Consider the following 20,095-nt stretch of genomic DNA (forward strand, 5'->3'; position numbering starts at 1 on the left):
TTGCTTTTTAAAAACCCAGGCTCCGAAGGAGCGCGGAGCCTCCGACAGAAGTCGGAGTGCGAAGCGCGAGTGAGGAGGAGTCCCACCACCCGCTCCAAGACTTTTCTTCCCAGAGTCGAATATCGGTGGTGACCTTGGCCGAGAGACGAGGCATCGGACTGTGGCTCCGAGCACGTGGGTTTGAATCCCATAGGTCACCCCAACCCCTTCTGGTGTGGCTGTCGCCGAAATGGACAGGCGCCAGATTGCAAATCTGGTCTATGCGGGTTCGAATCCCGTCAGCCACTCCAAATCTGATCAACCAAACCACTTGAATCCGGGCCACGGTAGCTCAGACGGTAGAGCGCTGGTCTGAAGAACCGGAGGTCGCTAGCTCGAAACTAGCCCGTGGCACCAAGATTCCCTGCGGTGGCGTAGCTTAGCCAGGCCTAAAGCGCCGGCCCGTCAAGCCGGAGGTCACGGGTTCGAATCCCGTCGCCATCGCCAAGTCTGACTTGGCCATCGCCAAATCGTTGAGTGGGCGGTTAGCTCAGCGGAAGAGCATCTCGTTTACACCGAGGGGGTCGTAGGTTCAAATCCTACACCGCCCACCAAGTCTGACTTGGCCCGCCAAACAACACACTAAAATTAATAACGGTAGGACAGCGGGTCGGAGCGGTGATGGGTGACACCAGCGGACTCCAAATCCGTCGACCAAATGGTCTTGGGGGTTCGAATCCTCCCCGGCCCGCCAAGTCTGACTTGGCCCGCCAACCCAAAAAAATCCAGTGTGCCGTTAACTCAGCCCGGTAGAGTTCCAGACTCTTAATCTGGGAGCCAGAGGTTCGAATCCTCTACGGCACACCAAGTCTAAACCGAAATATCAGAGGTGGGTGGGAGCGGTGATGGGTGACACCAGCGGACTGTAACTCCGTGGGACCAAAAATCCTTGTAGGTTCAAATCCTACCCCACCCACCAAACCCAAACAATAGAAACTCTTGTGCCGGGGTGGTGGAATTGGTAGACACTGCGGACTTAGGATCCGCTGGGCAACCGTGCAGGTTCGAGTCCTGTCCCCGGCACCAGATTTCCAAGTCGCGGGATGGCGGAACTTGGCAGACGCTCCAGATCGAGGGTCTGGTGGGAAACCGTGAGGGTTAAAATCCCGTCGCCATCGCCAAGTCTGACCAAACGGGATTTGAAGGGTATTTCAAAACATGAATGTCTTCATGTTTTGAAAACCCGGGTTCCGAAGGAGCGCGGAGCCTCCGACAGAAGTCGGAGTGCGAAGCGCGGGTGAGGAAAAATCCCTCTCCCGCGACCACACAAATAATTGTGACCAGCAGACAGAGCACCCGTAGCTCAATCGGACTAGAGCGTCTGCCCTGTAAGCAGAGGGTTGTCAGTTCAAATCTGACCGGGTGCTCCACCAAGCTCAGCTTGGTCCATCAATCCAGAGCTTGATATTCCGGTGGTGGGATGGCTGAGTCTGGCTTAAGGCAGCGGTTTGCTAAACCGTGGGCGAAAGCCTCGAGGGTTCAAATCCTTCTCCCACCGCCAAGTCTAACTTGGCTGGGGCCAAGTCTGATTTGATCACCAAAAACGAATTTCTTTTTGAAAATCAGGGCGCCCATAGCTCAGCGAATAGAGCGCCCCGCTACGGACGGGGAGGTCGCGGGTTTAAATCCTGCTGGGCGCTCCAAATGCTCGGTGCCCGAGTAGCCCAACTGGCAGAGGCAGCGGACTTAAAATCCGAAAAGTGGTGGGTTCGAATCCCCCCTCGGGCACCAAATACTACAAAATGGGATTCGAAGGGTATTTCAAAACATGAATGTCTTCATGTTTTGAAAACCCGGGCTCCGAAGGAGCGCGGAGCCTCCGACAGAAGTCGGAGTGCAAAGCGCGGGTGAGGAGGAATCCCCCCTCGGGCACCAAAAGCGTCAAAGGAAACGCGGTGCAGGGATAGCTCAGTTGGTAGAGCACTGGACCGATAATCCAGAGGTCGATGGTTCGAACCCATCTCCCTGTACCAACCAAAGTTCTTTTTAAAAACAACCAAAATCTGACGTGGGGGCCCGTAGCTCAGCCAGGACCAGAGCAGGGGACTTCTAATCCTCTGGCCGGAGGTTCAAATCCTCCCGGGCCTACCAATCCCCACAAACCAAAACGGGCATGTCATAAAGACATGCCTTTTGTGTTTTTTGGGGGGGACAAAATAAAAAAAGGCATCGGTTGGTGTCGCAGACATTCCAGCCGCAGATATCATGGTGGGGTTTACGCGGATCAACCCTACTTTATTTTCATCACTTAGATTGCTCTGCGAACTTTTGTGAGGCGACTCTATGATTCACTAACTTGAATTAGTTCTTTATATCTTTGTGAACACGCTTAATCATGTTTTCTATCGTTTTGTTCAACCCGCCACTTTCAACAGCAAGTTCCCGTAAAATGTCGGCCTGATTAGCTGTATCATTCACTCCTAAAAGTTGGTTTAACAACCCAGAGACCCTTTTTTGTCTTTCTTGTGCTAATTCGGTCATGAAATTCAAATCTTCTTTTCTTTCAGATTCTTTATTTGTTGGCTGTTGCTCCATACTATTCTGTTTATAGATTTATTTGATTTTAGACCTTTAATTAGGAAGGCCCTTATACTAAATCATAGTCAATAGCATTTATTTCTCTTGGTGGAGAATGTCTGGACAAGCGGCAAACTTTTGTACGCAGACTGTATGGAGTGATGATAAGTCAGTTTTTGGATTCAAATAGTTCTATCTCTCTGGGTTGTTGAGCACCAAACTCTTTAATAACCCCGCGCGCTGATTCTAATACTGCAGCTTTTATTCTAACGGCATCGGTTGTGACATTGGTTAGGCCGGAATCTCGCGGCCAGAGAATACCGATATTTACGCCTTTTTGCTTTTGTATAAACTCAAGCGATTTCCTAATTTGTTCTTTGATTCGTAAGAATTTTTCTACTGTTCCTAATGAAGCTGCTGGGATGACTTTGGAAGCTCCTTCGATAAGCTCCGATACGAGATATTCGCCGGGGGTCGTTTCAAATGCGTCCATTCGGTCAAAGGGTGTATTTGGTAAAATTAATATATCTGTCGGTTGAAATTGTTCAATCACTTTTTCAACCGGCATAGGATCAAAGGCTCCGTCAACATATCGTCCGTCATTCACCTCAACCGCTTTTCGATAAGCAATCGGGGCAGCCATAGAGGCATGAAACGGGCTTATCATATCGGGTGTAGCTGTTTTTACATCTATGAATTTCGATTTGAATGTCTTGGGATCAGTAACACCGACATAGAGTTCTTGCGGCGAATCCATAATCGCTTTTTGGTCAAGAGTTTTTGGACCGTGGCGCATTGCCTTGGCGATAAAATCGACGTTCATAATCTGATGTAAGCGCCTGAAATCAATAAAATCTTTTGTGGTGCACTCTTCATAAAAAAGAGAGGTTCCAATTTGTGCTTGCTCTTTCCCCGCTGAAAAATAGGCGGCTGTGCCGGCTCCGGCAGAAATACCCACTACAACATCAAATGCTCTACCCAAACCAACTTCGTGCAATCCCAAGGCCTGTCCAGCGCTATAAGGACCCTTCATGCCTCCTCCTAGTATTAGGAGAACAAACTTTCGTGGCCTTTCTTCTTTACCGTCCCGTCTTTGGATAAGATGATCTAAAACCGACCTTAGATTTCTCTCCCAGGCTTGAAACTCTTCGGTTCTCCTCCGTTCAAAATCAGCATTATCTCGCAGGGCCTCCTCGTGTGCAAAGTCCATTGCCGTCATTTGCGCTTTCCATCCGATTCCGCGTCTCCAGTCCATAACTTTTTGCAGCAGCCCCCGTTCATTAAACTCCTTTGCCATTTTCTCAAATCGCTGTTGATGAAATTCAAATTCTGCCGGAATCTCCTCGGCGGAGCCAGCTGTCTCCCTTTTTATATTATTTGGTGGGCCTTCTTTCATAAAAAATGAAATAACTTGGCAAAATCTGGTACAAGTTGATCTATGGGATATTCTAAACTTTGCGCGAAATTTCTTTGAGCGAAACTGACCGCCTCCGCTTCCTGCCTGCGCCGAGGCTTCGGCGGGCAGGCGCTCCGGCGGGACGCTCCGCCTTCGTTGAAACTTCGGCGGACAGGTCGGGTGCGGCGGAATTCCTCCCTCACCTCGCCCTTGCGCCGCGCCCTCGCGAGAGGCCAGAATTTTTTCGCCGCCAAATCAGATAATTTCAGCTTCTTTCAAAACCTGTCTGACGCTTTTATTATAGTTATGAATTTTCTCCAAAGCTAGTCTCGCTTGTTTCTTACTGATAAATCCTACTGTAACTTCGCGCGCCAGACGCGTAGCGTCTGGATGAAAACCAAGCATTCGTCTTGCTTTATTTTCTGCCGCTTTTGCAAATAGACAAGAGTTTGCATTTGATTCAATCAACCTTTCGCCTCGTGGAATTTTCCACCCTAATTTTCTTAAAATCTTTCCCGTATCTTTAATTTTTCTTTGCAAAAGAAACGGCAGATGAACGATATAGACAGGCGGCTTGTTTTTGAATGGCTGTAATTTCCGAATCGCCGAAAAAACAAACTTTTTCGACTCACTATCTTGGCTTAATCCGGCCCACTCATTAATTCCGAGAATAATTACATTCACCCCATGTTTTTGGGCTTCCCCGTAGTAGGCACGAACAATAAGCCGCCTGCATAGTTGGCAAGTTCTCACAAACGGGATTGTATGCTGGCATTTGATTGAATAGTGTCTTCTACCTTCCACATACCATTTTCTGAATTTCTCTTTCAGTTCTAAAGAATCATGCTCGGCATATAAATCTGCCGTTTTTTTAAAACAAGCACGATCAACTGGACGCATATACTTTCTCGCATCTATTTTTTCATAATCAACACTCAATCTCTTTGCAACTTGTTTTGCTCTTGGGAAAATGTGCTTAGGGTAATAATGAGTGTCTAAGGAAAAAGCGAGAGGGGTAAAGCCCATGCTCTTAGTTTCATAGAGGGTTGCCGTGCTGTCCTTTCCGCCAGATATACCGACCATTGCGTCATACTTACCCTTACCTGAATTTTTGAGCGAAAGTAAAAATTTCAACTCCTTTAGTAATGGAGTTTTGCTAAAATTTTTCACATATCGTTCGCATACATCGCATAAACCAGATTTCCCGATAGTGTTGGATAAATTAGTGCTGGTATTCACACATTTTTTACACTCAACTACCTCGACTAACGCTCTAATTTGAGCAACAATTTCTTTTTGTTTAGTCACCGCTGTATTGAAAGATAGGTGAGCAATTTTTTCAACCTTGTTCGTTGAAAAAAGCCGCTCCTCAATTTGCCGCTCTTTTTCGGCATCCTTTTGTGAAAAACTTTCTCGTTTTGAAACACGCGCTGAAAGATGTTTATCGGGAGTTTTCAAATAGACAACAAGGTATCCATTCTTTTTGAAAAAAGTTGAGTTTCGGTAACCTCTAATTCCTGCAATAACAATAAATTTTCCAGGAAATCTTTCTTGATGGATATTGATTATTGTTTTCGCAATAACCGCCGAGGAATAGCGGTTTTTGAGATAACTGAAAAAATTACGCGCCTTTTCGCGAGAAATCTTCTTATCAATTTTTGTCCCAAAAATTTTATTGATTTGTTGGATAAAACCATTTTCGTTTTCTGGCAATCTTTCTTTAATGGAAGCGGCAGGGTTGATAACTGTATCAAACGCTTCAATGTGTTTTGCTCTAGGAAAAGAAATCAAGAATAATTTGGCTATGGTCGTCTTGCCGCTTCCGGGGGCTCCGAAAACCGCTATTCCTTTGTATTTCATTTTTTGTCTTGTCATAAAAAATCACGTTGCAGAATTATTTTTGCTTTTCGTAACGCCTTTCCACGATGGCTTACTTTATTCTTTTCTTCCATCGTCATTTGAGCATTTGTTTTGTTAAGTTCCTCGTTGTAAAAAATTGGGTCATATCCGAAGCCGTTGTTGCCTATCGGTTCTAACGCGATTCTCCCTTCATAAATACCCTCACACGTTCTTACTTTGTCATTGCTAGGATCATAAATTGCTATAGTCGCCCTAAAACGCGCTGTGCGTTTTTCCTCTGATACATTTTGAAGTTCGCTCAGCAATTTCCGATATCTATCCTCGTCTGTGCCCGGTGCGTACCTTGCGGTATATACGCCAGGCCTTCCATTCAGTATGTCAACTTCTAGGCCAGCATCTTCCGCAAGCGTTAGCAGAGGCGGATCTGCCTTAGGCACGACAAGTTTTTCTTTGGCGGCTATGCAGCCTCTTGGGTTAGTACTTCTTTAGTCTCGAGTTCCGGATAAGTTAAAATTATGAAACCTTCGCCTTCTCCAAAAAATTCGACGTTAAATCCCATGTCTCCAAAAAAACTTTTCTATATCTTCTTTTGTCGCATCAGTAATTTCTTCGGCCGTAGAAACTGGAACTCGACTATTTATCCAATCAATGATTATTTTGCCACCCGGAGCTATGACCCTTTTGTATTCTTCTACCATTTCGCGAGTAAGTTTACCGCCAGTTTTTTTAGTTATGTCTTCATCTGCGGCGTGGTATAACGCGCCTAATCGTTCGTATAAAACCTTAAAGAAGGCGGACTTAAATGGTAAATGATATGCATCACTAGCAACTATATGAAAATTTAAATTCTTGTATTCATCTTGCGGCTTCTGTACGACAGATTTTCTATCTTTTGTTAGAGCAAAATCTGTCAAGAAAATTTCTGGATTATGAGATTTTTTTAGCGCACCAATAGCTTCGTCAAGATTTTTTAGAAATGCCCAGTCTTTCTTACCCGTGCTCACAGAAGACGCAAGAATTGAAATTTTTTCCTTTTGGATCATATCCAAAACTCCAGCCGATTCAAAAACCCTTAGCATTTCTTTGGCAAACTCCTCGGGACTCAAATCATGTCTTTCGTCGGTCTCTGTGTATGGATATTCTCCGTAGTACTCTTGCCAAGATTCTTTGTAATTTTTTTCGCTCGTATGATTAAAGATTTTCTTTTCCCAAAATTAAAATACAGTTCGAGCCGACCCCGAACAAATTTGCTTCACAAATTTAACGGGGCAAGTATTTTTACAGGTTCTTTGGCGGTTTTTATCAGCGCGGCGGAGCCGCGATTTCGGAATTTCGCGATGGACCCAGGGAGAATCGAACTCCCGCTTGCGCAATGCGAATGCGCCGTTATGCCACTTAACTATGGGCCCTATCACAAATTTAATTTATTCTCTAGCGCGATCTTTGGGTAGAGATCAGTAGGATAAATTTCAACCAATTTAATGCTTTGCTTCTTGCAGAAGTTTCTTTTTCTTCTAACCTCTCTGTCGTATCGCGGACTGTCTTTTAAAAGACCAAAATATTCAACGAAGGTATTTCCTATTACCCAATCCGCGCGGAAATTCGTATCAGGATATCTGGTTCCCTTTAAATGCACTATGCCCCGTTTAGTTAACCAATTATCAATTATTGCTTCAGAGATAGAATCACATAAGTGCCCGTCAGATGCTTTTGCATTCATTCTTTTATACATGCGGTGACCGTGAGACCGATGGGGTTTTAAACCAGCAGCTAGAATTGTATCATTCCAAGAACCAAAATGTTTCCTTCCAGCCTCTGAAATATTTCTTAACTCTCTCCTCACTGGTACTCTCTTAAGTTCTTTGTGGGCAAGGCGGATCAGTTTCAAGACTTCTTTAGCTGTAAATCGGGTCCTTGCCAAATAACCGCATTTCCGTGAACAATATTTGCCGTCTCGTTTAAACGTATTTCCGCAGGATAAACATGCCGTAGGGAGTCTGATCCTCTTTGGAAACCTTCGATTATTTACCTGAGCCGCACAGGATCGAGAACAATAGTTATGTGCTGAAATATCATTTGGCTGCCGAGTAAATTCCGTCATGCAGTTTCCACAATTTACTATCCTTGCCTTTGTCTTATACTGAAATTCGCAACTTCGAGAGCAATAAAAATTATGCCCAAATTTTAAATTCTCGTTTATTCTACCCCGACTTCTATAAATCGGGTTAGAGCACTTATTACAAGAAACTTTATATAGCTTTTCCATACCTACAAATATACTCGGGATACCCGGATTTGCACCGGGGCTACTGACCCCCGAAGCCAGCGTGCTACTGTTACACCATATCCCGAAAATTTTGGCGGGGGGCGATGCATGTTGCCGCTACACTAATCCCCGACAACTAAGTTGACAACCATAATAATAATATGTATTTTAGGTTCAGTAAAGCGCGTAGGGGGTCCTTTGAAAAAAATAATCCGTTTTACTCCCGGACCAACAGAAACACCGAATTGGGTATATCGTGCCATGCAGGATCATTCTATGCACCATTTCTCTAAAGAATACCAAAAATGCGCCGAAGAGGTACGAGAAAAACTAAGAAAACTTTTTGGCGCGCCCAACGCCGAAGTTCTTTTCTTTTCGGCTGCCGGAAGCAACATGATGGAGGCAGTGCTTACCAACTTTTTGGAGCGCATAAATGACGTGGTTGGCGTCATCAACACCGGCAGCTTTGCAGATCGTTGGCGCACTATGGCTACACAACATAATGCAGAAATATTCGAATATAAAAAATTATGGGGACTGACCTACTCATATTCCGATTTGGAACTTCTGCTTGATGTTCTGGCCGCACGTCCCAAACTTTTACTGGCGCAGGCGGCTGACACCTCAACGGGTATTCGTAACGATCTGAAAATTTTGGGCAGGCTGGCAAGAGCCCGTTCCCCCGCAACACTATTTGCGGTGGATGCGGTGCTTGAGGGCGGCATATCCAAAATTAAAATGGACGAAGACGATATTGACATTCTGATTGGGGCAAGCCAAAAAGCATTTGCGCTTCCTCCGGGGCTTGCTTACATTCTTTTGAACCCCCGCGCCCGGAAGGTACTGATGGAAAAGCCCCTTGGGTTTCCTGCTTGGCCGTTTAACTTCCAGCAAGAATTAAAATTTTTGAAAGAATGCGGGCGACCACGTTTTACCCCACCCATTGATCACGTTGCTGGACTCAATGCGGTCCTTGATTATATTCTGGAACGGGAAAGCAACTGGTATCTGCAACACAAGCTCCGTGCCGCAACATTACGCAGAGAACTGGTTCAGTTGGGGTTCGCGCTCTTTACGGCTGATACGCCGACCAACGGACTTAGTGTTTTAAGTGTTCCGGGTGATCAAAATTCCCAAGAAATTGCTGCGCAAGTTCTCCGGGAAGGATATCTCATAGCCCAGGGCCTTGGTCCGATTGAAAATTCCACTATCCGTATCGCCCACTTTGAAGGGACAAGAGAATATGACGAGGGATTGCTTACTGCTTTTAGGAAAATCTTGCGGTAATCTCTATTCCGCCATCAAATTGTGGCGGATTTATTTTACACGGGTTTAGGATAAATAATGGGCTCTATCTTGGCGCGGGTTGAAATAATGAGCCTGCGAATCTCGCGTACAAAACCAGCACCGGTACTTTTGGGTTCTGCCTCTGCCTCATCAAGTAATTGGGCAAGTTTATAAAAGGGGCTGTTTTCCACATTCTCGGCCAATTCCAGTTCCCGGGTAGACCAAATATCGTCTGGTTCCTGCAAACCAAACTTAGTAAAAATGTCTTTTGACTTATCAGAAAAAATGTGCCAAATATCAGTCAGCTTTATACGCACTTCTTGTTTTTGTCCGACATTCAATGGGTCATTTCTTTTTAATTCCTGACATGATTTTAATGCCGCGCCCAAAAGATATGCGCTCTTTAAGAGCCGATCAAGTCCGGTAAGACTTTGCAATTGAAATGTGCGAATCTCAATTCCCAGTGTGGCCCCAAGTTCAAGTTCATAACCCAGGCGTTCCTTAACCCCCCCCCGCCCATTAATAGTCCAGCCCGGATACTTGGAAAGATAGGGCCTAAGCAGACGTTTACCCCTTGTGCTCCAAGCGCTGGCCTCAAGAACACGAGCAAGAAGGTAGGCGTTTCCCCCGCCTTCCACTTCCACTCCGCCAATAGTAAGGTGCATAGCATGTCGCTGGTCTTCACGGTTTATAAGGTCCATGGCAATCAACGCCTGAACTTCTTTGGAGAGCGTAAAATAATTTCTTACGGGCTTGTGCGCAAACTCCCAAAATCCATCGCCTCCTCTGGGAACTCCCAATTTTTCAACCCCATGATACGGTTGCCGCTTCTCCTCAATAATTTGTTCTCGCTTTCTCATCCACTCCTCTTGTTCGTACCATTCCCACCCAGAAAATCCCTGCGGCTTTCTTGCGAGTTCTGGTGGAAGCACAGAATGAGCACGAATCTCAATTTCAATTCCCAGTGTCGGCGCATAGGGTGACGGATTTTCCTCGCGATATTCCAGCCAGTGACGTCGCAAAAATTTCGTATCATCTTTTTCCGGCTCCTCCTTTATTTTTTTTTCTTTTCGTGCCTCGTGGCGAAGACGCCTTACTACTTCTAGTCTGCTCTCTACTTCCTGAATATTGCCCTCGGCGTAGAAGTCGCTAATAACACGATCTGTAGCTTCCGGTGCGTATTCTGGCCCTGCGTACAGTGATCTTGGATTTTCTATAAAGAAGTTTTCTAGCTCGCGTTCAAGGCGTCTCGGGTTAAGCTCCTGCCAGTAATATTCAATGGTCGCTGGGCCAAAAGAAAATGGTTCCTGGTTATTTTCTTGCAAAAATTCATTTATTTTTGAGATGGCGACAACAAACTTGTCAATATCCCGGGCTCGCATCCTTATTGCCATAAGGACCCTAAAAATATCTTGAAGGTCATAGATGTACCAAAAATCTGACTCTGGGAAATAGGGAGATTCTGATTTCTCTTTCCTGACAAAAGTGGTCAAATCGTCAATTGTCTCCTCTGTCCCAATTCTCTGCAGAATTTCAAAGATGGCTATCTTTTTTGACCTATCGGGTTCCCGGACTATTTTGTCCTTTGTTAAAACTTTGCTTATTCTTTTCGCCTCGTTAGGGGTCGCGCAGAAGAAGAGCCAGTTTAACTCACAATACAGCCGGCGGCTCGCGACCGGATCTTCAGAAACCAGATCCCTTTCAATCATTTCCAATATGTATTGGGCCGCCCTTCTTCCCTCAACGCGCAACCGGCGTCTTAACTCAATAACACCGCCATCCCAAAAGATTTTAAGGGATTTATCACCTATATCCTCTATTAGTTCTTGAAGTCTGGTTTTGTCCTCCGGTGTAATAACAATCTCCCCAGACTCTTCGTCTTGGGTTTCCGGTTGTAGTTGTTCACGAATGGGCATGGTTGATTAGTCCTAAACTATTATTTAACATAATATTTTGCCTTGATCCCCGAAATTCTTTCGTCTTCGGTCATCTCCACCTTAGTTTCTGCCACCTCGGCGATCTTTACAAGCTCCTCATCCGAAAGCTTGCCGAGTTCTTGAATACGCGCCTCAAGTTTTTCTTTGGTGTTTTTTGTTGGTTCGTCAATAACTTCCTGCAGCAAAACTTCAAGCACGTGTCCTACTTTCGGCCCCGGAGAAATTTCTAAAATCCTCATAACATCCTCGCCGTTTACTTTAAGCATTTTGGGCGTTGGCGCCTCTTCCTCCCGCAAAATTTTCTCAACACGAAACTGAAAGTGGCGCAGACGATAGGGAACGGCTTTAGGCACACCCATACCCATCCGGTCACAAATCCGCACTTTAACTAAATCCTCCATATTTTCTGCGCCCACGTGACGTATAAGTCTCCGAACCGATGAATCAGTAATTCCTTCGTCCGGATCGTACTTAAAAAGATGCCAGCGAATGAGTTTGGCAATTTTCTCAATAGCGGCGTGTGGAAAATGGAGCCGCCCTAAAATCGCAGTGGCCATTTTTGCGCCCACCACATCATGCCCGTAAAAAGTCCATTCGTTATTTTTCATCGGACCTTTGGTGGCCGGCTTTCCAACGTCGTGCAGAAGCGCGGCAATCCGAACATCAAGCGGAAACTTGGATTTAGCGCCGTACTCCAACGCCTTCAGGTTGTGTTCCCAGATTGTAAAAATTTTTGGCCGGTTTTCTACGCCGATTCCTTCTTCAACTTCAGACAAAAAGTGCTTAAGAAGACCAAGCTCGTGCAGCAACTCAACCCCTTCTTTGGCTTGGGGCGTCCCAAGAATTTTTATAAACTCGTCCCGAATGCGCTCTTTGGCAATAAAGGTTAGGCTGCCGGCGTTATGTAAAATTGCCTCGCGCGTTTTCTCTTCAATTTCCCAGCCAGAGACTGGTCCGCCTTGGGCGGAAAGCTCCACAGCAAATCGCACTGCCCTTATCATGCGCAGAGCGTCTTCCTCAAATCTTTTTTCCGGATCGCCCACGGCGCGGATCAATTTTTTTTCTAAATCTTTTTGTCCTTCATGGGGATCAACCAGACTTAAATCAAGCGCCATGGCAATCGCATTTATGGTAAAATCGCGCCGCGATAAATCCTCTTCCAGCGTTTCGGCAAATCTTACCGAGTCGGGGTGTCTCTTGTCGGTATACTTCCCTTCAGCGCGAAAAGTGGTAATTTCAATTTCTTGAAGAGTCTGGTCTTTAGATTCTGTTCTTACGGTTACCGTGAGAAACTTATTTTCGTAAAAAGCTCCGGCCCCGACGTCGGGAGTCGGGGTCCCGACTTCTTTACCCACTTCAAGAATGGGGCGTCGGGAAAAAAGTTTCAAAATTTCTTCGGGTTTGGCCGAAGTAGTTACATCCCAATCTTTGGGCTTCTCGCCCCTTAATAAATCCCGTACGCATCCACCAACAATAAACGCTTGGTGGCCAGCGTTTTGTAGGGCACTGATTATGCTATGTACCTCTTGAGGAATTTCTATGTTTTTACGTTTCATCCTTAGTTGATAATACCCCAAAAGGCTGTACTTGACAAACTTATATTTTAAGAGTATAATGAATAGTAAGGCTTTGGCTCTTTTTTTTGTTCTAATTTGTTCTAGTCTGCTCTAATTTATTTTAATCTGCTTTTCCTGTTCTTCCTGACCGCACCTCCAGGGGGTGCGGGGTACTCCTCCGCCTACTAAAAGAAGGTGGGGGATAAAACCACTCCATTTCTATTGTCTGGTTCCCGAAAGGGAACAATGGCAGTGGCCTGTCTTGCCGCACGGTGCGGTAAGACAACCCCGCAACCCGGTCCGATTCTAATCGGACCACAGCGTCCCGACCCAGTCGGGACAGGAGGTGCGCCAATGACCAAGACAGACGCTCCGCAGCTCGAAGCCGACCTGCGGTACCAAGCCACCATCCACTATGTGGATGAGGCTGGGTACCCGCATGTCGCCCGCGGTAGACGGCTGGCAGAGCCGTTTATCGTAGGACAGGACGAACACGGTCGACACGTCGCTATCCCCATGGAGGCGATACGGTCGATCGACGTCGACGATGAACTCGTGGTTGGAGGGCTCTGGGAGCCGCTCCGGCGCGAGACCACCATCGTCGCCCACTGGCGCAGCGCGCCGTGGGGTGAGCTGGTGCGGTTGACACCGTAGCCAGTTCACACGCGCAACCCAACCCCCATGGCTCCACGCCGTGGGGGTTACGCTTTATCAATTATCGTTGCTATTACTGCGGTCGTGTTGATTGATTCCAGACAAAAAATGAAGTAAAATTTGAAAATGCGCCTATAGCTCAACTGGACAGAGCACCTGCCTTCGAAGCAGGGGGTTCCGGGTTCGAGTCCTGGTAGGCGCGATTTAAAAACGGCGATACGCGCCGTTTTTAAATAGCACTTTTATGGACGACGTTAGAACCTCGCTTGCGATATAAATTTGATATATTTTACCCACGGTATACTATATAAACAGCAATTTTAATCTGGAGGATATGACATGTCCGAAAAGTTCTTTGAAATGGCTAGACAGCGCAGTCAAGACTCTACCTGCCTTAAAACTAAAACCGGTGTGGTGATTATCAAAAATGGTCAAAAGGTTTCTTCCGGTTGCAATCTATGCGCCCCTGAGGGGCACATTCATGGCGATGTCGTATCTGACTGCCCGAGGATGTCAACCAAAACTGGAACGGGGTATGAATTATGCAAACCAATACATGCCGAGGTTATGGCGTGTCTTAATATCAGACCAAATCGTACTCCAAAAGAGTTGGCACAATTCGCAAGCCATATTAATCCGGCAAGGGAAGCAATACTAAGGGCTTTCACGCCGGATGAAAGAAAACGACTTGCGGGGGCAACTTTGTACCTCGTTGGCCACTATTGGGCTTGTGAAGGTTGCCGTAAGTTTGCCGAAGCAGTAGGTATAACCGACATACAATTTGACGAACTCACCGGAAAAGAAACGGAAGATCGCTATAAAGCAACCAAGATAACATAAGTGTGTCTTGAGCCGTCGTAAATAAACACGGCGGCTTTTTGTTAGAACCTCCGCCTAACGATCAAAGTACCGTTTAGGTTTCAGAAGAATTGGGGGTTCTAACACCATATCGTTGCCCGCTTGCCCTGCCGTAGCTTTATGCGAAGGCGGGTATGGGGAAATGGAATTTTTTATTGCCGAAAAATGAAATCTTCTGAAAAAGAAACAGTTTTTTAATGGTTGGACAGAGGTTCTAACAAAAAATAAAAAAACCCGCAAGATGTTATCTTGAACGGGTTGGCGACTGGCGGTTTTACCGCGTTATGAGTATAGAATGATCTGAATGTCCTTTCCGGACGAAAGATTGTTTTGTTTTGCTGTCATAATCTATGTGCCATTTGTGTCCGTTTTTGCAGGTGGCGTCCATTCTCGGGCAGAGACAATGGGTTTCCAAAGTACTTCCGCACTCCGGGCAGAGATAATAAGTTTTCTTTTTACTGTAAGGTTTCATTCTCTCGTTATAAGCATAAGCAGCCTTGCCCTTTACGATTTTGTCTAACCAACCCATTTATATCCTCCTTTTTGTTGGCTTAAGAACTGGAACTAAACACATCCTAACAGTTCTCCAGAATTTCTACAACAAAAAGAGTATGGGTATATTCATCAAAATTTCTAACTTGTTTTCTCGCGGCGTCTAACAGTTTTCTAAAGCTCAACTAACGCCTCGAGAGAGATTCTAACCTCGTCTATAAAAGTGCGATTTAAAAACGGCGACACGCGCCGTTTTGTTACCCCTTAAAACCTTCGGATGTTTTCAGTCTGTCCTCTGCGTCCGGACTGTACTGACGCTCCATCTCCTGATATTGCTCAACGTCAACTGTTTTCATAAAACTTTCCATGGGATGACCGGCGAGTTTCTGCTTGAGTTCAATAATGGCCCCAATACCGCGCTCGCGAAATGCCTTGGCTAACTCATAAACCGCACGTGTGTTTTCAAGGAGCGAAGGATAGGTAGTAAAAAGGAACTTATAACCCAACTCATTAAGCTCTTCTTGGGTGACCACGTCCTCTTCCAAATGCCACGCAAATGATGCTGAAACATTGAAACTTAACACGGCCTGCGGATGAACGCGACGTACACCCTCGGCAAAAGCTGTAGCGCTTTTTCGGTCGGGCCGCGGAAACTCGCACCACACCGAGTCAGCACCGGCATCAAGATAGGCCACTCCGCGGGCTACTACTTCTTCCATATCCCCGCCGAGAACCGGATCTTTTTTGGATCCTGCGGCGCCAAAAGCGTCGGTGCGGGCAATAATAAAGCGCGTAGGATCAATCTCGTCTCTAATTTTCAGCGCAAGACGCAGCTTCCCCAAAAATTCATTGCGGCCCAATACTGCTTTGCCGGCTATGTGGCCGCAGCGTTTGGGATATTTTTGATCCTCAAGGTGAAGACCCGCAACCGGAGTTGTGCCCAAAAACTCACTAACCGTACGCTTCACATTCAGGACTGACCCGTAGCCATCGTCAATATCGGCAATCACCGGAACAGAAACTGCACGGCTAATAAGACGTGCATGCTCAAGCATCTCGGTCATAGTAAGAACGCCCATGTCTGGCCACCCCTTCATGCCGGCAGCAGCGTATCCGCCCGCATAAATACACTCCTGACCCGCCAGAGCCGCAACCTTAGCACTTATTACGCTCTCTACGCCAAAAGCCAATACGCCTTCGGGCCGTAAAATTAATTCTCTAAATCTAGTGCCAAGACTCTTACTCATGGGTCGTACCTCCGAGGTGAGACTCTTTAAATTATAACAAAAAAACTATCATGTTCAAATAATAAAGGCGGGCGTCCTGCCCGCTTTCCACGACTATGACTATGCAAATTTTTCAATGACCGTGGCTATATGATCAACCGTATTTTTAACTAAGTCTGTGGCGTCTTCAATCGCGTGGGAAAGAATTACCCACTCACCAAGCAGCAGGTCGGAACGGGTTAAGGCTTGGCCGGGTTTTTCTATAAGAAACTGGTAGTAGAGGTCACGTATTCCGCCCTCGCCGTCCCAGAACTCATCAGCCTGATTTTCAAGGGCATGAATTACCGAGTGCACCTCCGGCATTCTTTGGGACTTGGAAAGATGTTTAATCGCGCGGGGAAGCTCTTTGGTTGCTGCCGCTAAAACCCGTGTCAGCTTTTCGGTTGGGAGAAGCAATGGGTCAAAAATTTTAAAAGATCCCATGAGTCTTTTGGATAAAACAGCCATTCGCTTTCCAACCGAGTCAACCGTGTCAATTATATCATCAAGGTTTCGGGCAAGAAGTATTATATCCTCACGGTCAATTGGAGTAACGAAGCGGTGCGCAACGGTTTCGTAAACTATACGCAGATAGTCATCTCCGGCGACCTCAATCTCTTTCAGCTGTGGGTAGAGAACGACGGCCTGACTAGGTTGAGAAACCATAACGCCGAGGATTTTTGCTGCTTGTCCAACAAGGATGACCTGCTGACTAAAAAGTTCAAAGAAGTCGTCGCCTTTTTTTAAAAAAATCTTTCTTGTCAGGCTGGAAAATGACGAACCAATGCCCACTGCCCTTATCCCCCATGACCGTAAGTCCACCGTAACATCAAATTGACGATCTTGCAAGGTCAAGATAAAATTACCTTGGTTTAGGCCACGTCTCGACCCTGGTCGGGACTCAACCGGCCCCGCACTGAAATCCTAGCTCAATCTGTAAATTTACAGGTAGCCCCCCATAGCTTAATTGGCCCCGCACTAAAATTTATCCGTCCCTAGCTCAACTGGTAGAGCAGCTCCCTCTTAAGGAGACGGTTCCGAGTTCGAGTCTCGGGGGACGGACTGGATAAATTTAGTACGGGGTAAACGCCGCAGCTCCGTGGGTTACAGGCCTGCCCCGCATACAGCTATGCTGTTGTGTGGGGTTCAACTCCTGGTGGGGGAAAATAAAAAAAGTCAGGCTTATTTGCCGAACAGCGCTGGAGATGGAATTTTCAATTCTCGTCCATCAATTTTTACAACACTTATTTCTATTTCTACATAGATCGTTTCGGCGCCTTGTTCGAAATCCTCAATTGGTATACCCCTTATGTCCCTTCTCACTTTAAATATTTTATAACTAACTACCCCCTCATACCTCCGTAGCGGCTTCGTTTGATAATCTTTTAAGTAATCAGCGAGTTCGTTTGTCGGTATAAGCAGGTTGACCTTGAAGATGAACCAAATATGTTGTTTTGTTTCGGTGGACTCGTTGCGTTTAGTCGTTCTCCATATATTCAACGGCTCTTCAGAAACCCCTATTTCGTAACTTATCCAGGACCACGCCTCCGATTCTTTCTCGGGAGAGACAGGAAACGTACCAATCCACAGTCCGCTAAAATAATTGGTTTCTCCATGTTCTACGATAATTTTTCTGTTGCGTAAGTCGTCTCCTGCAAATACCACCATAATTTTGTTATTATCAGAATCAACCTGGGGGTTGACATCAATAATTTTTAGCGTCTTTATCAATGCATCAGGTGTAAACACCGTATTATCAGCGGCTGCCCAAGACGATATCGTCATCAATGAAAGTATAAATAACGCAGTGGCCCAAGTTTTCACGCCAGCTCCCTCTATCTTTGTTAAATACCCAATAAGAAAGTAGCATACTGGGTAGAAAACTGCAAACAGTAATTCTTCCGAGATCCGGTTCCCCGCCTCCACCTTAAATTACGGCGGGCAGGCAAGGGAAGTCTGACTTCTCAAGTAGCTCCTACGGGAGGTTAAAATATTATATCCATGGAAAACCCCGAATCAGAGTTAGAAAAAAGACAACGTCTTAGACAAAAACTCCAAGAAGCCGCAACCGAATATAAAGAGAACCCAGACAAAGGATGGGCACATATTGGTTTTCTCGTCAGAAAAAAAGATACTGACGAATTTGAGGTGTGGTATTATGAACCGCGACAAATCGCTGATGTGACTGAGGCCGAGGTGGTTTTTGCTGAAGGAGACACTTTCTCTGTAGAATTCGTTGAAGATGTTTTGTTGCTGGAGAAAACAAACCAGCATTAAAGTGCGGCTACCAATTCCTTACAAAAGCAACCGGAGAAATCCCAGAAATCACCCCCAAAGCGGTTCTAACTTCGTCCACCCAGCTCAGCCGGGTCCAGTAGGACGGACAAAATTTATGTTGACTTATTTGTGGGCAAATGCTACTACCAACTTAGCTTCTTGAAAACCAAAAAAGGAGCTAAAGATGTCCGCTACGCATAGTGGTGGCGACGCCACGGTCAAAGACTTTTTGGAAACAATTCTTTTGGAGGGAGAGAGGCTGGTTGCTGAACACGTCAGGATCCCGGAACCCAAACACGCCGAATTACTAAGTTTTGAAGCTGGTTTCAGGGATACCTACTTTGGCTCCCTGCGAGAAGAGCTTTTAACTAAATTGCACACCCGCCAAGATCCTTATAAATTCATTCGGGGCGTATTTAGTTCCATAAAAAGCAAAAAGTTTTTAATGACCCTTGAGGGCAATTCCGAGGACCTGTCGCACGACGGAATTCTAAAACTGGCTGGGATAAAAATACTGCAAGCCCTTTTAGGCACGGCTCTCCACAGCCAAGGACGTTTTGCCTCTGATTTTTCTGAAGATATGGACAAGGTTGAAAGGTTGCTCGGCATGTGGATGGAAACCGGGTTGGAAATGCCCAAAGAAGAAGAAATAACTCTGCGCAGGGAACTCGCTAAATCCTTAATAGACCCCGATTCCGTATTTGAGCTTCTTAAAGAGAGCGCCGCGGCCCGGCGCGGAGAAAACAAGGACAAAAAAGACCCCGGACAGTATCTGTAATCATAGAGAGAGACCCAATGGGTCTTTCTTTTAAATTTCGCCTTGCAAAGTGGGATGGGTTATGATAATATGGCGGCAATGGCCCTTACCAACAAAGATAAATCAAAATTAATAGAAAAGTTCCGGACGCACGGGAAAGACACGGGGTCAACCGAGGTACAGATTGCAATTTTGACCGAAGAAATAAATCGCCTGACCGGACATCTGAAGAAAAATCCCAAAGACAATCATTCCCGTAGGGGGCTTTTAGGGATGGTCTCGCAGCGAAAAAAGTTGCTTGATTATCTAAAGGAGTCCAGCGTCCGCCGCTATAACAGCCTGATTAAAAAACTCGGGCTCAAACGATAATGTCAATCATCAAACATAAAGCCCAGCGCGTTGCGGTTCTGATTGACGTGCAAAACATGTATCATTCAGCCAAGAATCTTTATAATGCACGGGTTAACTTCAAAGAAGTCGTAAAGTCCGTCGTGGCGGGACGCGAACTCGTACGCGCCATTGCTTACGTTATAAGGACAGAGTCCGGCGAAGAAAAACCATTTCTTGAGGCCTTAACCAAAGTAGGGATTGAAACCAAAATAAAAGACCTGCAGATATTTCCCGGGGGAATGAAAAAAGCCGACTGGGACGTGGGCATGGCCATAGACGCGGTCAGACTTGCGGACTCTTTTATAAACGCCGTAATTCTGGTCAGTGGGGACGGGGATTTTGTGCCGCTGGTAGAGCATCTAAAGGGAAAGGGCATACAGGTTGAGGTGGTTGCTTTTGCACGCTCTACTTCTCAAAGATTGCAGGAGGCGGCTGAAGACTTTCTGGATCTTGGGTCTGATCCGAGGAAATTTCTTTTAAAAATTAGTAAATAAAGGGTGCGGGAGAAGCGGTAAGGCGAAACATCCAAAGAAACAACAGATCA

18 protein-coding genes and 17 tRNA genes are annotated in these 20,095 nt (G+C 46.0%); 23 read left to right on the forward strand and 12 right to left on the reverse strand.

Annotated features, from left to right (window positions below; translation table 11 throughout):
* The first annotated feature begins 128 nt into the window (after positions 1–128).
* The 14 genes from HYW89_02340 to HYW89_02405 all read left to right on the forward strand — a co-directional run bounded on the left by HYW89_02340 (position 129) and on the right by HYW89_02405 (position 2,130).
* Positions 129–202: transfer RNA gene (locus HYW89_02340), tRNA-His, on the forward strand.
* 12 nt (positions 203–214) lie between these two features.
* Positions 215–290: transfer RNA gene (locus HYW89_02345), tRNA-Cys, on the forward strand.
* Positions 291–320: 30 nt separating this feature from the next.
* A tRNA-Phe gene (locus HYW89_02350) sits at positions 321–396 on the forward strand.
* Positions 397–407: 11 nt separating this feature from the next.
* Positions 408–486, forward strand: a tRNA-Asp gene (locus tag HYW89_02355).
* 32 nt (positions 487–518) lie between these two features.
* Positions 519–593: transfer RNA gene (locus HYW89_02360), tRNA-Val, on the forward strand.
* 53 nt (positions 594–646) lie between these two features.
* Positions 647–733, forward strand: a tRNA-Trp gene (locus tag HYW89_02365).
* A 36-nt stretch (positions 734–769) separates the two neighbouring features.
* Positions 770–846 (forward strand) — tRNA-Lys (locus HYW89_02370).
* A 136-nt stretch (positions 847–982) separates the two neighbouring features.
* Positions 983–1,065, forward strand: a tRNA-Leu gene (locus HYW89_02375).
* A gap of 266 nt (positions 1,066–1,331) precedes the next feature.
* Positions 1,332–1,409, forward strand: a tRNA-Thr gene (locus tag HYW89_02380).
* Between the two features lie 44 nt (positions 1,410–1,453).
* A tRNA-Ser gene (locus HYW89_02385) sits at positions 1,454–1,540 on the forward strand.
* A 66-nt stretch (positions 1,541–1,606) separates the two neighbouring features.
* A tRNA-Arg gene (locus HYW89_02390) sits at positions 1,607–1,682 on the forward strand.
* Between the two features lie 10 nt (positions 1,683–1,692).
* Positions 1,693–1,770, forward strand: a tRNA-Leu gene (locus HYW89_02395).
* Between the two features lie 166 nt (positions 1,771–1,936).
* Positions 1,937–2,012: transfer RNA gene (locus HYW89_02400), tRNA-Ile, on the forward strand.
* Positions 2,013–2,051: 39 nt separating this feature from the next.
* A tRNA-Arg gene (locus tag HYW89_02405) sits at positions 2,052–2,130 on the forward strand.
* Between the two features lie 210 nt (positions 2,131–2,340).
* On the opposite strand, the gene HYW89_02410 is transcribed toward HYW89_02405, so the two are convergent.
* From HYW89_02410 to HYW89_02440, 7 genes are all read right to left on the reverse strand, one after another.
* On the reverse strand, positions 2,341–2,574 hold the full coding sequence (locus tag HYW89_02410) for a hypothetical protein (protein ID QQG45728.1): 234 nt from the start codon (positions 2,572–2,574) through the stop codon (positions 2,341–2,343).
* 151 nt (positions 2,575–2,725) lie between these two features.
* Positions 2,726–3,952 carry a patatin-like phospholipase family protein gene (locus tag HYW89_02415; GenBank protein ID QQG45729.1) on the reverse strand — a complete coding sequence of 409 codons (1,227 nt, stop codon included), beginning with the start codon at positions 3,950–3,952 and terminating at the stop codon, positions 2,726–2,728.
* A gap of 255 nt (positions 3,953–4,207) precedes the next feature.
* On the reverse strand, positions 4,208–5,827 hold the full coding sequence (locus HYW89_02420; GenBank protein ID QQG45730.1) for an AAA family ATPase: 1,620 nt from the start codon (positions 5,825–5,827) through the stop codon (positions 4,208–4,210).
* Positions 5,824–6,249, reverse strand: coding sequence for a non-canonical purine NTP pyrophosphatase (locus HYW89_02425; protein QQG45731.1), 426 nt, complete (start codon positions 6,247–6,249; stop codon positions 5,824–5,826). Before HYW89_02425 ends, HYW89_02420 begins: the two co-directional genes overlap by 4 nt.
* Positions 6,250–6,360: 111 nt before the next feature.
* Positions 6,361–6,891 carry a hypothetical protein gene (locus tag HYW89_02430; protein ID QQG45732.1) on the reverse strand — a complete coding sequence of 177 codons (531 nt, stop codon included), beginning with the start codon at positions 6,889–6,891 and terminating at the stop codon, positions 6,361–6,363.
* Between the two features lie 259 nt (positions 6,892–7,150).
* Positions 7,151–7,221 (reverse strand) — tRNA-Ala (locus HYW89_02435).
* 2 nt (positions 7,222–7,223) lie between these two features.
* Positions 7,224–7,700 carry a hypothetical protein gene (locus HYW89_02440; GenBank protein ID QQG45733.1) on the reverse strand — a complete coding sequence of 159 codons (477 nt, stop codon included), beginning with the start codon at positions 7,698–7,700 and terminating at the stop codon, positions 7,224–7,226.
* Positions 7,701–8,276: 576 nt separating this feature from the next.
* Here HYW89_02440 and HYW89_02445 point away from each other — a divergent pair.
* Entirely contained in the window at positions 8,277–9,365 is a 1,089-nt protein-coding gene (locus tag HYW89_02445; protein ID QQG45734.1) for an alanine--glyoxylate aminotransferase family protein, read from the forward strand.
* Positions 9,366–9,400: 35 nt separating this feature from the next.
* Here HYW89_02445 and HYW89_02450 read toward each other — a convergent pair whose 3' ends face one another.
* Both HYW89_02450 and HYW89_02455 read right to left on the reverse strand, forming a co-directional pair.
* On the reverse strand, positions 9,401–11,281 hold the full coding sequence (locus HYW89_02450) for a hypothetical protein (protein QQG45735.1): 1,881 nt from the start codon (positions 11,279–11,281) through the stop codon (positions 9,401–9,403).
* Between the two features lie 20 nt (positions 11,282–11,301).
* Complete coding sequence (locus tag HYW89_02455) at positions 11,302–12,843, reverse strand: HD domain-containing protein (protein ID QQG45756.1); 1,542 nt, start codon at positions 12,841–12,843, stop codon at positions 11,302–11,304.
* Between the two features lie 369 nt (positions 12,844–13,212).
* On the opposite strand from HYW89_02455, the gene HYW89_02460 reads away from it, so the two are divergent.
* From HYW89_02460 to HYW89_02470, 3 genes are all read left to right on the forward strand, one after another.
* Positions 13,213–13,512 (forward strand): hypothetical protein, encoded by a 300-nt coding sequence (locus HYW89_02460; protein QQG45736.1) that lies wholly within the window; start codon positions 13,213–13,215, stop codon positions 13,510–13,512.
* A 128-nt stretch (positions 13,513–13,640) separates the two neighbouring features.
* Positions 13,641–13,714 (forward strand) — tRNA-Arg (locus HYW89_02465).
* A gap of 137 nt (positions 13,715–13,851) precedes the next feature.
* Complete coding sequence (locus HYW89_02470) at positions 13,852–14,352, forward strand: hypothetical protein (protein ID QQG45737.1); 501 nt, start codon at positions 13,852–13,854, stop codon at positions 14,350–14,352.
* 767 nt (positions 14,353–15,119) lie between these two features.
* On the opposite strand, the gene HYW89_02475 is transcribed toward HYW89_02470, so the two are convergent.
* Both HYW89_02475 and HYW89_02480 read right to left on the reverse strand, forming a co-directional pair.
* Positions 15,120–16,109 carry an isocitrate lyase/PEP mutase family protein gene (locus HYW89_02475; GenBank protein ID QQG45738.1) on the reverse strand — a complete coding sequence of 330 codons (990 nt, stop codon included), beginning with the start codon at positions 16,107–16,109 and terminating at the stop codon, positions 15,120–15,122.
* Positions 16,110–16,208: 99 nt separating this feature from the next.
* Positions 16,209–16,982, reverse strand: a complete 774-nt coding sequence (locus HYW89_02480) for a DUF47 family protein (GenBank protein ID QQG45739.1) — start codon at positions 16,980–16,982, stop codon at positions 16,209–16,211.
* Positions 16,983–17,116: 134 nt separating this feature from the next.
* On the opposite strand from HYW89_02480, the gene HYW89_02485 reads away from it, so the two are divergent.
* Positions 17,117–17,189: transfer RNA gene (locus HYW89_02485), tRNA-Lys, on the forward strand.
* Between the two features lie 120 nt (positions 17,190–17,309).
* On the opposite strand, the gene HYW89_02490 is transcribed toward HYW89_02485, so the two are convergent.
* A complete protein-coding gene (locus HYW89_02490) occupies positions 17,310–17,912 on the reverse strand; it encodes a hypothetical protein (GenBank protein ID QQG45740.1) in 603 nt (200 codons plus the stop codon).
* 216 nt (positions 17,913–18,128) lie between these two features.
* Between HYW89_02490 and HYW89_02495 the strand changes: the two genes are divergently transcribed.
* From HYW89_02495 to HYW89_02510, 4 genes are all read left to right on the forward strand, one after another.
* The gene (locus HYW89_02495; protein ID QQG45741.1) at positions 18,129–18,404 is read left to right on the forward strand and encodes a hypothetical protein; all 276 of its coding nucleotides are present in this window, start codon (positions 18,129–18,131) and stop codon (positions 18,402–18,404) included.
* Positions 18,405–18,588: 184 nt separating this feature from the next.
* Positions 18,589–19,182 (forward strand): hypothetical protein, encoded by a 594-nt coding sequence (locus HYW89_02500; GenBank protein QQG45742.1) that lies wholly within the window; start codon positions 18,589–18,591, stop codon positions 19,180–19,182.
* Between the two features lie 78 nt (positions 19,183–19,260).
* On the forward strand, positions 19,261–19,530 hold the full coding sequence (gene rpsO / locus HYW89_02505) for a 30S ribosomal protein S15 (GenBank protein QQG45757.1): 270 nt from the start codon (positions 19,261–19,263) through the stop codon (positions 19,528–19,530).
* On the forward strand, positions 19,530–20,045 hold the full coding sequence (locus HYW89_02510; GenBank protein ID QQG45743.1) for an NYN domain-containing protein: 516 nt from the start codon (positions 19,530–19,532) through the stop codon (positions 20,043–20,045). The genes rpsO and HYW89_02510 overlap by 1 nt, the downstream gene beginning before the upstream one ends.
* Positions 20,046–20,095 lie beyond the last annotated feature (50 nt).

It is taken from the genome of Candidatus Sungiibacteriota bacterium (assembly GCA_016432465.1).
Taxonomy (GTDB): Bacteria; Patescibacteriota; Minisyncoccia; order Sungbacterales; family HO2-52-23.

What these genes read in the sequence shown, in the direction of transcription:
- HYW89_02410 (QQG45728.1), bottom strand. Translation starts at nt 2,574, where the DNA reads ATGGAGCAACAGCCAACAAATAAAGAATCTGAAAGAAAAGAAGATTTG.
- HYW89_02415 (QQG45729.1), bottom strand. Translation starts at nt 3,952, where the DNA reads ATGAAAGAAGGCCCACCAAATAATATAAAAAGGGAGACAGCTGGCTCC.
- HYW89_02420 (QQG45730.1), bottom strand. Translation starts at nt 5,827, where the DNA reads ATGACAAGACAAAAAATGAAATACAAAGGAATAGCGGTTTTCGGAGCC.
- HYW89_02430 (QQG45732.1), bottom strand. Translation starts at nt 6,891, where the DNA reads ATGCTAAGGGTTTTTGAATCGGCTGGAGTTTTGGATATGATCCAAAAG.
- HYW89_02450 (QQG45735.1), bottom strand. Translation starts at nt 11,281, where the DNA reads ATGCCCATTCGTGAACAACTACAACCGGAAACCCAAGACGAAGAGTCT.
- HYW89_02460 (QQG45736.1), top strand. Translation starts at nt 13,213, where the DNA reads ATGACCAAGACAGACGCTCCGCAGCTCGAAGCCGACCTGCGGTACCAA.
- HYW89_02470 (QQG45737.1), top strand. Translation starts at nt 13,852, where the DNA reads ATGTCCGAAAAGTTCTTTGAAATGGCTAGACAGCGCAGTCAAGACTCT.
- HYW89_02475 (QQG45738.1), bottom strand. Translation starts at nt 16,109, where the DNA reads ATGAGTAAGAGTCTTGGCACTAGATTTAGAGAATTAATTTTACGGCCC.
- HYW89_02490 (QQG45740.1), bottom strand. Translation starts at nt 17,912, where the DNA reads ATGACGATATCGTCTTGGGCAGCCGCTGATAATACGGTGTTTACACCT.
- HYW89_02495 (QQG45741.1), top strand. Translation starts at nt 18,129, where the DNA reads ATGGAAAACCCCGAATCAGAGTTAGAAAAAAGACAACGTCTTAGACAA.
- HYW89_02500 (QQG45742.1), top strand. Translation starts at nt 18,589, where the DNA reads ATGTCCGCTACGCATAGTGGTGGCGACGCCACGGTCAAAGACTTTTTG.
- rpsO (QQG45757.1), top strand. Translation starts at nt 19,261, where the DNA reads ATGGCCCTTACCAACAAAGATAAATCAAAATTAATAGAAAAGTTCCGG.
- HYW89_02510 (QQG45743.1), top strand. Translation starts at nt 19,530, where the DNA reads ATGTCAATCATCAAACATAAAGCCCAGCGCGTTGCGGTTCTGATTGAC.